This window comes from Flavobacterium sp. (assembly GCF_052437795.1).
Lineage (GTDB): Bacteria > Bacteroidota > Bacteroidia > Flavobacteriales > Flavobacteriaceae > Flavobacterium.
Window position 1 is genome coordinate 140,163 of sequence record NZ_JBQVPA010000002.1, and the last position, 13,063, is coordinate 153,225.

Annotated in this window: 12 protein-coding genes and 1 tRNA gene; 10 read left to right on the plus strand and 3 right to left on the minus strand. The window is 45.9% G+C overall.

The genetic code is table 11. The features are described from left to right. Positions 1 to 86: 86 nt before the first annotated feature. Positions 87 to 1,607 carry a 2,3-bisphosphoglycerate-independent phosphoglycerate mutase gene (gene gpmI / locus ACT6R0_RS07270; RefSeq protein WP_444653011.1) on the minus strand — a complete coding sequence of 507 codons (1,521 nt, stop codon included), beginning with the start codon at positions 1,605 to 1,607 and terminating at the stop codon, positions 87 to 89. A 334-nt stretch (positions 1,608 to 1,941) separates the two neighbouring features. Here gpmI and ACT6R0_RS07275 point away from each other — a divergent pair, with 334 nt between their 5' ends. After that, a complete protein-coding gene (locus ACT6R0_RS07275; protein WP_444653010.1) occupies positions 1,942 to 2,643 on the plus strand; it encodes a murein L,D-transpeptidase catalytic domain family protein in 702 nt (233 codons plus the stop codon). On the opposite strand, the gene ACT6R0_RS07280 is transcribed toward ACT6R0_RS07275, so the two are convergent. Then, entirely contained in the window at positions 2,632 to 4,203 is a 1,572-nt protein-coding gene (locus ACT6R0_RS07280; protein ID WP_444653009.1) for a L,D-transpeptidase family protein, read from the minus strand. The two genes, ACT6R0_RS07275 and ACT6R0_RS07280, sit on opposite strands and share 12 nt — an antisense overlap. Before the next feature lie 270 nt (positions 4,204 to 4,473). Between ACT6R0_RS07280 and ACT6R0_RS07285 the strand changes: the two genes are divergently transcribed. Beyond that, positions 4,474 to 4,546, plus strand: a tRNA-Gly gene (locus ACT6R0_RS07285). A gap of 109 nt (positions 4,547 to 4,655) precedes the next feature. On the opposite strand, the gene pepE is transcribed toward ACT6R0_RS07285, so the two are convergent. Further along, on the minus strand, positions 4,656 to 5,363 hold the full coding sequence (gene pepE, locus ACT6R0_RS07290; protein WP_444653007.1) for a dipeptidase PepE: 708 nt from the start codon (positions 5,361 to 5,363) through the stop codon (positions 4,656 to 4,658). A 105-nt stretch (positions 5,364 to 5,468) separates the two neighbouring features. Here pepE and ACT6R0_RS07295 point away from each other — a divergent pair, with 105 nt between their 5' ends. From ACT6R0_RS07295 to ACT6R0_RS07330, 8 genes are read left to right on the plus strand one after another with little or no spacing between them, the layout of a single operon-like run. Then, the gene (locus ACT6R0_RS07295; RefSeq protein WP_444653005.1) at positions 5,469 to 6,197 is read left to right on the plus strand and encodes a hypothetical protein; all 729 of its coding nucleotides are present in this window, start codon (positions 5,469 to 5,471) and stop codon (positions 6,195 to 6,197) included. After that, the gene (locus ACT6R0_RS07300) at positions 6,187 to 6,894 is read left to right on the plus strand and encodes a hypothetical protein (protein WP_444653004.1); all 708 of its coding nucleotides are present in this window, start codon (positions 6,187 to 6,189) and stop codon (positions 6,892 to 6,894) included. The genes ACT6R0_RS07295 and ACT6R0_RS07300 overlap by 11 nt, the downstream gene beginning before the upstream one ends. Continuing rightward, positions 6,884 to 7,627 carry a hypothetical protein gene (locus tag ACT6R0_RS07305; RefSeq protein WP_444653003.1) on the plus strand — a complete coding sequence of 248 codons (744 nt, stop codon included), beginning with the start codon at positions 6,884 to 6,886 and terminating at the stop codon, positions 7,625 to 7,627. The genes ACT6R0_RS07300 and ACT6R0_RS07305 overlap by 11 nt, the downstream gene beginning before the upstream one ends. Then, positions 7,624 to 8,370, plus strand: coding sequence for a hypothetical protein (locus tag ACT6R0_RS07310; RefSeq protein ID WP_444653001.1), 747 nt, complete (start codon positions 7,624 to 7,626; stop codon positions 8,368 to 8,370). Before ACT6R0_RS07305 ends, ACT6R0_RS07310 begins: the two co-directional genes overlap by 4 nt. After that, positions 8,367 to 9,116: a hypothetical protein gene (locus ACT6R0_RS07315; protein ID WP_444653000.1), complete on the plus strand. Its 750-nt coding sequence runs from the start codon at positions 8,367 to 8,369 to the stop codon at positions 9,114 to 9,116. Before ACT6R0_RS07310 ends, ACT6R0_RS07315 begins: the two co-directional genes overlap by 4 nt. 47 nt (positions 9,117 to 9,163) lie before the next feature. Next, entirely contained in the window at positions 9,164 to 9,667 is a 504-nt protein-coding gene (locus ACT6R0_RS07320; RefSeq protein WP_444652999.1) for a DUF6702 family protein, read from the plus strand. A 9-nt stretch (positions 9,668 to 9,676) separates the two neighbouring features. Further along, on the plus strand, positions 9,677 to 11,935 hold the full coding sequence (locus ACT6R0_RS07325) for a M1 family metallopeptidase (RefSeq protein ID WP_444652997.1): 2,259 nt from the start codon (positions 9,677 to 9,679) through the stop codon (positions 11,933 to 11,935). Between the two features lie 42 nt (positions 11,936 to 11,977). Further along, positions 11,978 to 12,991: a T9SS type A sorting domain-containing protein gene (locus ACT6R0_RS07330; protein WP_444652995.1), complete on the plus strand. Its 1,014-nt coding sequence runs from the start codon at positions 11,978 to 11,980 to the stop codon at positions 12,989 to 12,991. Positions 12,992 to 13,063 lie beyond the last annotated feature (72 nt).

A 13,063-nucleotide genomic window follows, 5' to 3' on the forward strand; every position in this document is an offset into this window, starting at 1 on the left:
TTAAATTATATAAGAAAGCCTGAAGGATGTTCCCTCAGGCTTTCTTTGTATTAAGTTCCTTATAATTTCAGCAACTAAACACCTTCTCAGGAAACCAGCGAATGTCTTGACATCACTTCCGGCTGCTGTAGTCCCATCAGGTCGAGGATGGTAGGGGCAATGTCGCCCAGTACGCCATCCTTCACGTGCTTCAGTTCTTTATCTACCAGAATGATCGGTACCGGATTGGTGGTGTGTGCCGTGTTCGGGCTGCCGTCTGGGTTGATCATGGTCTCACAGTTGCCATGGTCGGCGATCACTATGGTAGTGTAGCCATTTTCAAGGGCTGTTTCAATTACTTCTTTAGCGCAGGTATCTACCGCTTCACAGGCTTTTATGGCCGCTTCCATTACGCCGGTGTGGCCCACCATGTCGCCGTTGGCAAAGTTGAGGCACACAAAGTCCACTTCGCCTTTTTTTAGTTCCGGAATAAGTGCATCCTTTAGATCGAAGGCGCTCATTTCGGGCTGCAGGTCGTAGGTAGCTACTTTTGGCGATGGGCAAAGCAGGCGTTTCTCGCCCTCAAAAGGCTCTTCGCGTCCACCTGAAAAGAAGAATGTAACGTGCGGGTATTTCTCGGTCTCGGCAATGCGGATCTGCTTTTTGCCATTGCGTGATACTATTTCACCCAGGGTTTCGGTCAGGTTGTCCTTATCATAAACCACGTGGATATCCTTATAGTTATCATCATAATTGGTCATTGTTACATAGTACAGCTTTAACTTGTGCATGTTCTGCTCGTGGATGTCATATTGAGATAGTACCTCTGTAAGCTGCCTTCCACGATCGGTACGGAAGTTAAAGAAGATCACCACATCATCCTCCTGTATCGTTGCCAGTGGATTTCCGTTATCATCGGTCATCACGATAGGCTTGATGAACTCATCGGTAATACCTTCATTGTAGCTGTCATGGATGCTGTTTATCGCATTGGTCGACGGGTGCCCTATGCCATTCACCAGCAGGTCGTAGGCCAGCTTAACACGTTCCCATCGCTTGTCGCGGTCCATTGCATAATACCGGCCTACTATCGAAGCCAGTTTTGCTTTCGTATTTTTAAGATGGTTCTCAAGGTCGGAAATAAAGAATACACCCGACTTTGGATCAACGTCGCGCCCATCGGTAAAGGCGTGAATGAACACATCTTCAACACCTGCCTGCTGCGTGGCATCCACCAGTCCTTTCAGGTGGTCGATATGTGAATGTACCCCGCCATTGGACACAAGGCCCAGCAGGTGTACTTTCTTGTTATTTTGTTTTGCATAATTAAACGCATCTACAAGTGGTTGTTCCTGAGCGAGAGTATTGTTTTGCACTGCCAGGTTGATCTTTACAAGGTCCTGGTATACGATCCGGCCTGCGCCAAGGTTCATGTGGCCCACCTCGCTGTTGCCCATCTGGCCTTCGGGTAATCCTACATTAAGGCCGTCGGTACGAAGGGATGCATTAGGATAATTTTTGTAAAGGCTGTCAATGAATGGGGTATTGGCATTGTCGATGGCTGATACTTTGGGGTCGGGCGATGTTCCCCAGCCATCCAGTATCATAAGGATAACTTTTTTGTTCATTTTCAAACGATTAGATGTTTTTGGCACGGTTTTGGAATAATAGATGTCCGTAAACGCGGTATAAATTTACTACATATTTAGCCATGTTTGACAATGATGGTTCAGCTTTATACAGGTTGCGGAAAAAATTATATTTTTTTTTGTAGTCAGGCAATATCGATGAGAACTAACCGTTATAGTGTAGGATTATCCATGAAAGTGAAAGGCACAGCGCAGGGAGCGCCTGCCAAATGAAAATGTTAAATAATTGATTTTAACACGGTTGCTTTTTTTTATTTAGATCTCTTTAACTTATTTTAGCGCCCTGTTAAAAACACACAACTACTAAATTACAATGGCTTACAACTTTTTTACGTCGGTTTTCTTTTTGTTCTTTTCAATTACATCAACAACACCAAAACACGAAAAAGCTCCGGCTACGCTGGCTTCTAACGAAGCGGTTTCAGGAGCGGAAATGTTGTATAACAGCATCAAGTCACACTCTGTAACCATGCCTGCGTATGAGTGCTTCTCTAAAGCATTTAATGGCTTTAACAAGCTTAAGGCACAGGGCAAGATCAAGAAAGACCTTCTTACGGTTATCGATTTCAGTCTTTCATCTACTGCCAAAAGGCTTTGGATCATCGATATGGCTACGCAAACCGTAGTATACAATACCCTTGTAGCGCATGGTAGGAATAGTGGGGATGAATTTGCCACTACGTTCTCTAATGCGGCCAGCTCTAACTGTAGCAGTCTTGGGTTTTATGCTACTGGCGAATTGTACATGGGCAAGCACGGAGAGTCGATGAGGCTTGACGGACTTGAGCAGGGCATCAACAATAATGCCCGCAACAGGGCCGTGGTAATGCACGCCGCCGACTACGTGAACGAGGATTTTGCAAAGCAGCACCACAGGATAGGCAGGAGCCAGGGCTGCCCTGCACTTCCTAACGAAGTAAATAAAGAAGTTATCAAATTGATACAAGGCAGATCATGCCTGTTCATCTACCACCCATCACAAAGCTATGCTACAGCATCGAGGTTACTTTCGTAACTTGTCGTAAAGCGTTTTGTCGAGGTTATAAATATCATTGCGGAATTGCAATCCATCCCTATCCATCCAGGCGGTCCAGTACAGCTGGTGGATAGGGGTGGTTTTTTTTAGGGCTACATATTTCGTTTCGCCCTCTTCCACCATCTCGTCAAGTTTCTTACGGTCAACATTTTTATCATCTGCTAAAACATACTCTGCGAGCCTGAAGGGATCTTCGACACGTACACAGCCGGAGCTTAGTGCCCTATAGCTTTTTTTAAAGTATTCCCTGTGGTTGGTATCGTGCAGGTAAACATAAAATCCATTATTGAAATTGAACTTGATCTGTCCCAACGAATTATGCTTGCCCGGGCTTTGAACATATACGTAATGGTCAGCTTTCAGCGAATCCCATTGTGATACAGGTATCTCCTCATTTTTATACATGATCTTCATGTTGAGGTGCGAAAAATGAGCTGTATCCTTGATGGCAGCAGGCGTAAGGTCTTTTTTCAGGTATGTGGGCGGTACCGTCCATGTTGGATTGATGGTAAGCTGGTTAATAGCTGAATATAAGACCGGCGACCTTCTGTCGGGTTTGCCCACCACTACGTTATAAGTATCTATAGTATCCCTGTTATTCTCTACGACCGCAAGCTGGTAGGTAGGTATGTTCACAATGATGGCACGTTTGCCAAAATCGTAAGGGAACCACCGCCACCGCTCAAGATTGGCTATTATCTGGTTCCTTCGGTCGCTGCGGGTAATGTTGAGCGCATCGGCAGTCTTGGGGTCAATAATTCCGGTTGCGGCTAGGCCATGGCGCTCCTGGAACCTTTTCACGGCTTTAGCGGTCGTCTTGTCGTAAAGACCATTGTTGGCATCTTTAAGGTCGCCCCAGTAGGCCAGGCGTTGTTTTACCGATGTTACCACTGCACTTGAATCATTCAGCTTTAATGCCTTTTCTACTTTTATTTCTGCTATGCTTTTATCATCCGGCAATCCGTTGAGATAGGCAAGGCTTTTGCGCAGGCCGTCATACACGGCATGTTTCGGGCGGCATCGGCCAATGACCTCGGCAAGGTTCTCCTTTTCCAAAACCTCAGCGAGCAGCTTATTGGTGTCAACGTTTTTGGGTGCCAAAGCCCAATCGTGGTATACAGTGCGTGGCAGCAATTTACCTTTGAATAAATGAGTTGCCAGCTTAGTGAACGACTCTGTAAGCAATATATCATAGCGCATGCATTCCTCCTCACTGATGGTGGTGAGTGCCTCGAACTGCTCAAGGGTATTAAGGTTGTAATCTTTAGGCTGCAATCCGTCGCTGCCTGCGTCCTTTACCGCAGCTATGAGCGCTTTACGGTTTTCAGGGGTGGTCCATATGGTTTTTAGCTCATGGGAGGCGTAGAATGCTTTTATTTCTTCGGGAGATCTTACAAATAAGTCCGGGTCAATAGAAATAGGCGTATCTTTAAGGTAAGCTGTATTTGCGGCTTTGGCAGGGAAATTTTCCTTCCGTGCGTTTTTACAGGCAGGGAAGAGGAAAATGATAAGGAGCAATATGGTAGCAGCTATTCGCATGGTATTTGCTTTTTTGCTTGTACTAAAAGTACAAAACAAATACTGACGATGAGAAAGTTAGGGGTTAATTATTTTGTTAAATAATTATGCCTGCATAGTTTTTTATAACAAAAGTTTACCGTTATGATAAATGTGTACTTAGATAAAATATTTAGGGGTTAACTGTTTTCTGTCCAAACGGATATGAATTTGATGCTGGGTCAGGTTAAATTTTTTCACCAAAAAACTTGCATTGAAGAAAAGTTATTCTGTATATTTGCACCCACAAAAGCGGAAGTAGCTCAGTTGGTAGAGCTCCAGCCTTCCAAGCTGGTTGTCGCGAGTTCGAGCCTCGTCTTCCGCTCTGCTTAAAGCCTGAATAGAAATGTTCAGGCTTTATTATTTTTATATTGATCATGCAAAATTGTCGGCACGTTGCGGCTCTCTCTCAATAGGAGAGGGTTGGGTTGACATTACCTCAACCCCGACAGATCACTTCCCGCGTCTAATTCTTCCGGCTCTTTACCCTGCCTGAAAAGCCTTGCAGGCAGGTTGCCCTTCAGTAAAACCGTATTATCACTTACCTCAAGCCAGCTGCCCTCGCGCAGGCCCAGCACCGGCTGCGTGTTGAACTGGTGGAACTCCTTTATCCTCGTTTCGCGCGTCTCGCCCATGTGGGTAGATCCCGATTGCGGGTCGAGGTAGTGTGGGTTCAGGTTAAAGTTGACCGCCCCCAGTGTTTTAAAGCTCGGCGGGTAAATAATAGGCATATCGTTGGTGGTTTGCATCGTAAGTCCGCAGATGTTGCTGCCCGCGCTGCTGCCCAGGTAGGGCGTGCCTTTATCTATCGCATCTTTTAGTGCGGTCATTACTCCTGTCTTATATAATTGGGTAACCAAAAGAAATGTATTCCCCCCGCCGGTAAACAGCGCTTCGGCATTGGCCACGGCTTCTGCGGGATCTTCAAATTCGTGTGCGCCTTTCACGGTGATGTCGAGGCCTGCAAAGAAATCGGCAACACGGTTAGTATAATCGTCATGGCTGATGCCACCCGGCCTGGCATATGGGATAAACAGCACCGATGTGCGGTCTTTGAAGTGTTCTGCCAAAGCAGGCTTTAGGTATTCCATGTAATTTCCCCCATGAAGTGTAGAGGTACTTGCAATAATTAGTTTTTTCATCCGTTAGGTTTAGGAAAGGTAAAGTTACAAAGATTTTGATGCCGTGGAGCGTATGTACGGTAGCTTGCCTTAGATCATCGACCAATCACCTATACTTTGAACTTTTTGAAAAATCCTGTTTTAATTGCCTTGATGCTGTTCTCGGCAATATCGGTTGCCCAGGAACGCCACCCGCTAAAGGGCAAGGTCGTATCCGGTTTCGACGACCTCGAAGGCATATATGTCATCAACCGTTCTACCGAAACCAATTTTGCCACTACCCGCGGCGGCTATTTTACCATCAGTGCCCAACCCAACGATACCCTTGTTTTTTCATCCCTTCAGTTTGAAGCCAAAGACGTGGTGGTGACGGAAAGGGATCTTGGAGACAACCTGCTTTTTGTTCCGCTTAAAACCCGGACCCGCGAACTCCAGGAGGTTGTCATCAACGACTACCGGCACCTTAATGCCGAATCGATGGGGCTCGTGTCGAAAGGCCAAATGCGGTATACACCAGCCGAAAAAAAGCTCGCCACGGCATCGAAATGGAAGATGAACCCCTTGGGACTCGACCCGCTCATCAATATGTTCTCAGGGCGCACGGCCATGCTTCAAAAAGCTAAAGAAACCGAAAACAAGGAGGCGTTGATCGAAAAGATGCGCTATCTTTATAGTGAAGAAGATATTGTAACGCTGTTCAAGATACCGCAGGAGTATGTTTCGGGTTTCCTGTTCTACATTGTAGAGAACAAGTATTTTGTAAAAGCAATGAAGGAGGAAAGCGAAGAGCGGATAAAGTTCATGCTGAATGGCCTGGCAGTAAAATATCTTGAATTGACCGACAATGAAAAATAGCATTTTATACTTTTTGTTATGCCTTCCGCTGCTCGCTTTTTCGCAGCGAAAAAACCTCAATGGGCGCGTAGTGACCGATGGCGCGGGCATAGGCGGCATTTACATCATCAATAAAAGCACGGGCGCTGAGAAGAAGTCGGATGCGCTGGGCAATTTTGCCATTGAGGCCAGGGCAGGCGATGTAATTACAGCCTACAGCTCCAAAACTGAGGTGCGTGATTTTGTCATTAATGAAAAGTCGTTCGAGGAAGATCCGTATATCATCAGCATAAATACCCAGACATACGAACTGGACGAAGTGGTGGTGGAAAAAAGGGTAACATCCGAGTCGCTGGGCCTCGTTCCGCCGGGACAAAAGCGGTACACTCCTGCGGAGCGCAAGCTTTTCGCGGCTACGAGTGGCTTTGGTATTGATATTTTGCTGAATGCCCTTAGCGGGCGTACCCAAATGCTGAAGCGCGCCCTGGAGACCGAGAAAAAGGAAATGCTGCTGGAAATGATAGGCAACGTTTGTACCGAAGAGGAACTGAGAACGGAATATAAGATACCGGAAGAATATACCCGTGGGTTTGTGTACTATGTGGTGGAAGACAACGAGTTTGCCAATGCGCTTAGATCAGGGAATGACACCATGGCCCGCTTCCTGATGACCGGCCTTGCAACAAAATACCGAAAAATGTTAGCCGATGAAAAGTAAGATAACCATGATCCTGCTGCTATTTTGCACTGTGGCTTTCGCACAGGGCAGGAAAGCGCTGAGAGGCACCGTTAATGCGGGAGGCGTACCTATCGCCAATGTATTTGTGATCAATAAGCAGACAGGCGACGAAACCAGGACCGACAGCCAGGGTGGCTTTAACATTGCAGCAAAACCGGGTGACCGCATCGCTGTGTACAGCGATAAGACCGAAACCCGCGACTTTACCATTACCGATGACAGCTTCCGCCCGCCATATATCGTGGCGGTAGATTATAAAGTGACCGAGCTTGACGAGGTCGTGGTTGAGGATAAAAAGGATCCGTATGCGCTTGGCGATAAGGGCAGACTTGCAGCCCACACCCCACAGGAACGAAAGGCAGTGGCCGGAGCCAGGATAGGTCCAAGGTTTAACGACCCAACCGTGCAGGGTATGGCGATTAACGGCGATGGCATTATCAATTGGTTTACCGGTAAAAGGAGATCCATAAAGCGTGCGCTGGAAATGGAACGAAAGGAAAAGCTGATCGTGGCTTTTAAAGGGATGTATAATGAGGTGGTGCTGAATGAAGAATTCGGCATACCTAAGGATAATGTTGATGGGTTCATTTATTTTGCGACCGAGGATAAAAAGATGGCTAAGGCCATCGAGGCAAATGATAAGCCAAAAGCTGAAGAATTGATGCCCGACCTGGTGCTGGACTATATTGACAATATCAAAAACAAAAAATGATGGGCAGGCTATCGTGGCTGCTGTTCCTTGTCAGCATATCTTGTTTTGCCCAGCAGCGCCAGCTGCTTAAAGGGAAAGCCTTTATTGGCGATGATGCGGGTGCAGGGCTTTTTGTGATCAATAATAAGACAGGAGAGGAGACAAAGACCGACAGCCAGGGGAACTTCAGCATACATGTAACGGTGGGCGACAGGCTTGCGGTGTATAGCGAAAAGACCGAGATAAGGGAATTTGCCATCAATCAAAATACTTTAAAGGAAAACCCTTACCTGGTTAGCGTGAACTATAAGACTACCGAACTTGAGGGTGTCGAAATTAATAAGTTTAAGAATATCAATTCCGAGTCGCTGGGGCTGGTGCCGAAAGGCCAAAAAAAATACACACCTGCAGAACGGAAACTCAAAACAGCAGGCGACTTTAAGCCCATAATGCTTTTGGGGATCATTGCGGGCGGTATGCCGATAGACCCGATCATCAATGCGATCAATGGCCGGACCAAAATGCTGAAGAAAGCGATTGCCACCGAGCGGAGGGAAGGGCTGATAGACAAGATCTACGGCCTTTATACGGAAGATGAGATCGCGCGTGAATTCTCCATCCCGAAGGAATATGTCAACGGGTTTGTTTTCCATGTTGTGGAAGATGCGGACCTTGCTGCTGCACTGAAAGCGGATAATGCCGACAGGGTGAAATTCTTAATGAAGGGCCTTGCCGTAAAATATCTTGAAATAATTAAAGAATGAGTAAAATCCTTTTATGGCTTTTAATGGTGTTACCCACAGGGATCCTGGCGCAGGAAAGGCATGTACTTAAAGGAAAGGCGATCACTGATATTGGTACAGTTGAAGATGTGTCGGTAACCAATGCGGCTACAGGCATTAGTGTTGTTACACGGAACGACGGTGACTTTTCGCTTAAGGCAAAAAAGGGTGACACACTGCGTTTTTCCGGAGGTGTGTACAAGCCAATGATCGTTATACTAAAGGGAAAGGACCTTGAAGAGGATGTTTTTGTAGTGAGGCTTGATCCTGTGGCAACAATGCTAGATGAGGTGGTGGTGTCAGGATTGACAGGCAACCTCGCTGCTGATAGCAAGAATTTAAAGACGATGCAGGTAAACACATGGTTCGACCCAATAGAGATCAATAAAGATGTGGTGCCGCAAACAAGCATAGGGGCTAACTGGGTAACTGGTTTTTCGCAATTGTTAAAAAAGAAAAAGCAGCCAAAGCGCGCGACTACCTATGCCCCATCAGTGTATTATGTCGAGAAGACCTTATTTTCTGAAGTAGTAAGGGGTGCTTATGCCGATGCGTTTTTTACGGAAACACTAATCATTCCCGCAAAGTTCATTCCCGCTTTTCTGGATCTTTGCGATGAAGATGCCAAACAATACCTGCTAATGAAGCAAAACGAGGATAAACTTTTGGAATATCTTAAAAATAAAGCCCTGGAATTTTTGAAGCTAAACCCTGATGCAAGGCAATAAATGCGCTGTACTGTAAACTTTATGGATAAGTTTACTATTTTTGGGAAATGAAGCATTTTTGCCGCTACCTATTTTTGATCATTATATCCTTTACTCTGGCCGGGGCAGGGATGCATAAATATTATGTGTCGGTATTCCAGATAGAGCACGTGCCAAAAAAGAAAGCGCTGCAAATGACCGCCCGCATTTTTATTGATGACCTTGAACTGGGCCTTCAGAAGAAATACGGCAAGAAATTTTACCTGACGGAAAAGCGGGAGTTGCCGGATACGGAGGAATTTCTCAGTAAATACTTTTCCGAAAAAGTAAAAGTAAAGGTCAATGGCAAGGCAAAACCCATAAAGTATCTGGCCAAAGACACTGAAAACGATGTGCTGGTATGTTATTTTACAATTGAGGCCGGAACTAAAGTAACTTCGGTAGAAATGAACAATGCCACTCTTCTCGATGTATATCCAGAACAGCAAAATATTATCAATGTAAAAATAAACAGTAACAAAAAGAGCCTGTTGCTGACCAATGATGAACCGGAAGGTATATTGGAGTTTTAAACTATAGTTATGAGAAAAGTATTTTACGTACTATCGATGGCGGCGTCAATAACGGTTTCCGCACAGGAAAAACCGGCACAAAAGCGCGAGCCCGGCCATAAGGACAGCAACAGGATGAGCCAGATGTACGACCTGATGGCAACGCCTAATATGTTCCGCACCGCATCGGGTGCGCCAGGGCCTGCCTACTACCAGCAACAGGCCGACTATAAAATGGACATCGAGCTCGATGATAAGAATACGAAGCTTTTTGGTAAGGAGACCATTACCTATCATAATAATTCGCCTGAAAGCCTGGAATACCTGTGGGTACAGCTGGATCAGAACATCAACACAAAAGATTCCCGATCAAAGCTTGTAGAAAGCCAGAAAATGGATCCGGCCTACAAGCCCGATGCGTTTTCGCGCCGCTACATGGAAGATGCTTTTGATGGCGGTTTTAAGATAGACTATGTGCAGGATGCCAATGGCAAGCCGATGAAGTATACCATCAACCAGACCATGATGCGCATCGACCTGCCTACGCGTTTAAAGAACGGCGAAAAAATATCTTTTTCAATTAAATGGTGGTACAATATCAACAATTACAGGGTAATTGGCGGTCGTTCGGGTTACGAGCATTTTGATAAGGATAATAACAACCTGTATGTTATCGCGCAGTTCTTTCCGCGGATGGCTGTTTACAATGATGTAGAGGGCTGGCAGAACATGCAGTTTTGGGGTGCGGGGGAATTTGCCCTGACCTTTGGTAACTACGAAGTGAACATTACCGTGCCTGCCGACCATATCATTGATGGCACAGGAGACCTGACCAACCGCCCCGAAGTACTTACTGCCGAACAGCTGAAACGCTACGAACAGGCGACAAGATCATTCGATAAGCCGGTAGTGATCGTCACGCAGGATGAGGCCGAAAGAGCTGAAAAAGGCTTCAGTACCAAAAAGAAGACCTGGAAATTTAACGCGAAGAACGTGAGGGACTTTGGGTTCTCTTCGTCGCGTAAGTTCATATACGACGGTATGGCAGTGCAGTTGGGCGGCAAGATGGTGATGGCACACTCGCTTTATCCTAAAGAGGCCAACCCTATGTGGGGAGAAACCTCTACCCGTGTGGTGGCGCATACGCTAAAAACCTATTCGAAATATACATTTGATTATCCCTACCCAAAGGCAATATCGGTCTCTGCCGAAGACCAGGGGATGGAGTACCCTATGATCTGCTGGAACTATGGCCGCCCCGATGAGAAAGGCTATGTATCTGACAGGATAAAATACGGCAACATGAGCGTGATCATCCATGAGGTGGGACATAACTTTTTCCCGATGATCGTGAACTCTGACGAAAGGCAGTGGACGTGGATGGATGAGGGCCTCAATACCTTTTTGCAGTACCTAACCGAAAAGGAATGGGATGCGTATTATCCTTCGAATCGTGGGCCTGCGGCTAATATCGTGCCTTACATGAGCGGTGACCAGAAATTCCTGGAGCCGATAATGACCAATTCGGAAGCGATACACCAGTTTGGCTCCAACGCGTATGGCAAGCCTGCAACGGGATTGAATATGCTGCGCGAGGTGGTCATGGGCCATGAGCTTTTTGACCACGCCTTTAAGACCTATGCCAACCGCTGGAAATTCAGGCACCCAACGCCCAAGGACTTTTTCAGGACGATGGAGGATGCCTCGGCAGTGGACCTGGATTGGTTTTGGAGGGGATGGTTCTACACTACCGACTATGTGGACATGGGCATTATGGAGGTAAAGCAGTTTTACGTTACCGAAACCCAACCGGAATCGATGAAAGATCATAAGATAAAAAGAGGCCGCTTTAATGAAGATACCGGGCCATTTGTATACATGGTTGCGGATGGGCCGGATGCCGTAAAGCAAAACAAAAAAGCCCTGGATGCAAAGGATGTAAAATTGCTCAATGATTACCTGAAGGAGAAATTCACCAATGAGGAAAGAGTAAAACTTAAAGCGCCGAAATATTTTTATGAGGTGACCTTTGACAAGCCGGGCGACATGCTGATGCCAATATTGGTGGAGCTTGCCTTTGAGGATGGCACAAGTGAATATCATACCTTCCCGGTGCAGATATGGCGTAAGAACAACCAAACGGCATCGCGCGTATTTGCCACCGAAAAGGCGGTTAAAAAAATAACGCTCGACCCTAGATTGCTTACCGCCGATATTGATGTCAGCAACAACACCTGGCCCAAAGAAGTGGTAAAGGATAAATTTGACACTCTTGAAAATAAGAAATAACCTCAATAGGAATAAATTCCTACATTTTAAAAAAAACCAAACATGAAAAAAACACTACTTTCTGCAGTATTGCTGCTATCATTGAATGCCTTTGCACAAGCTCCTATCCAGGCATTTTACAGCGCGTCTGTCATTCCTGAAGACGACAATACTACACATTACCTGCTTGTAAACCCATCTGCACCGCTTGATCATGATACAAATGGCAACGGTAATAATTTTGTATGGAATTTTAACAACCTGAATGTGGTAACTACTACAGCTACATCTGTAATGGCCCCTACTGCCGGTGACCTCGCCAATTACCCGGGAACGACCATGGTAGTAGAAACTATTACCCAGGGTGGCAATCCTACACATTACTACCTTTCCGATATTGGGCAGGGCACCAATATCAAAGGCGCACAGACTTCACAACTGATTTTAAAATATACTACCGGCGGTTTAATTGGCAATTTCCCGATGAATTTCGGCGAACAGATGATGGGTGGCGTAACCGGGACATTTCAGGGTAATGGTATTGAGGGTACTTTTACGGGTACATCACTAACTAACGTTGATGCTTTTGGTACACTTACGGTAAATCAGGGTTTTGCCGGCCCTAAGGAGGTAACCCGCCTTACGATCCAGCAATTCCTTACATTATATTATATGGGTGTTGAAGTAGGTACCGTAAACCAAACGATATACAGCTATTACAGTGCCGACCTTGTAGCCGGTCCGGTAATGAGGGATATTACGACACATACTGTAGTTGCTGTTGCAGGCATCGACCAAACACAAAATTCGGTTGAAGTATACGATCAGGCCACTAATGGTGCTAATGATCATATTTCACTTGCGAAAACTTTTATTGCGCCAAACCCGGTACAGGATATAATGCACATTGAGGGAGCTGCCGAAGTTGGCAGTGTAACAATAACCGATGTCATGGGCAGGACAGTAGTGCGGGGGCAGGGCAACGATGTTGCCGTAAGCCAACTTCCGGCAGGCATTTACCATGTTGCTGTTGTTGCAGAAGGCAGAAGCTCTACGCTTAAAATGGTTAAACAATAAACGTTAAGGTTAAAATTGTTAGTTAGGACAATCCCTTTCGCACAACTTTGCGTAACTTTGCTATATAAATAC

Coding starts and splice junctions, on each gene's coding strand:
- pepE (WP_444653007.1), bottom strand. CDS start 5,363: ATGAAAAAACTAATTATTGCAAGTACCTCTACACTTCATGGGGGAAAT.
- ACT6R0_RS07320 (WP_444652999.1), top strand. CDS start 9,164: ATGAAGCATTTTTGCCGCTACCTATTTTTGATCATTATATCCTTTACT.
- ACT6R0_RS07300 (WP_444653004.1), top strand. CDS start 6,187: ATGAAAAATAGCATTTTATACTTTTTGTTATGCCTTCCGCTGCTCGCT.
- ACT6R0_RS07330 (WP_444652995.1), top strand. CDS start 11,978: ATGAAAAAAACACTACTTTCTGCAGTATTGCTGCTATCATTGAATGCC.
- ACT6R0_RS07275 (WP_444653010.1), top strand. CDS start 1,942: ATGGCTTACAACTTTTTTACGTCGGTTTTCTTTTTGTTCTTTTCAATT.
- ACT6R0_RS07325 (WP_444652997.1), top strand. CDS start 9,677: ATGAGAAAAGTATTTTACGTACTATCGATGGCGGCGTCAATAACGGTT.
- ACT6R0_RS07280 (WP_444653009.1), bottom strand. CDS start 4,203: ATGCGAATAGCTGCTACCATATTGCTCCTTATCATTTTCCTCTTCCCT.
- ACT6R0_RS07310 (WP_444653001.1), top strand. CDS start 7,624: ATGATGGGCAGGCTATCGTGGCTGCTGTTCCTTGTCAGCATATCTTGT.
- gpmI (WP_444653011.1), bottom strand. CDS start 1,607: ATGAACAAAAAAGTTATCCTTATGATACTGGATGGCTGGGGAACATCG.
- ACT6R0_RS07305 (WP_444653003.1), top strand. CDS start 6,884: ATGAAAAGTAAGATAACCATGATCCTGCTGCTATTTTGCACTGTGGCT.
- ACT6R0_RS07315 (WP_444653000.1), top strand. CDS start 8,367: ATGAGTAAAATCCTTTTATGGCTTTTAATGGTGTTACCCACAGGGATC.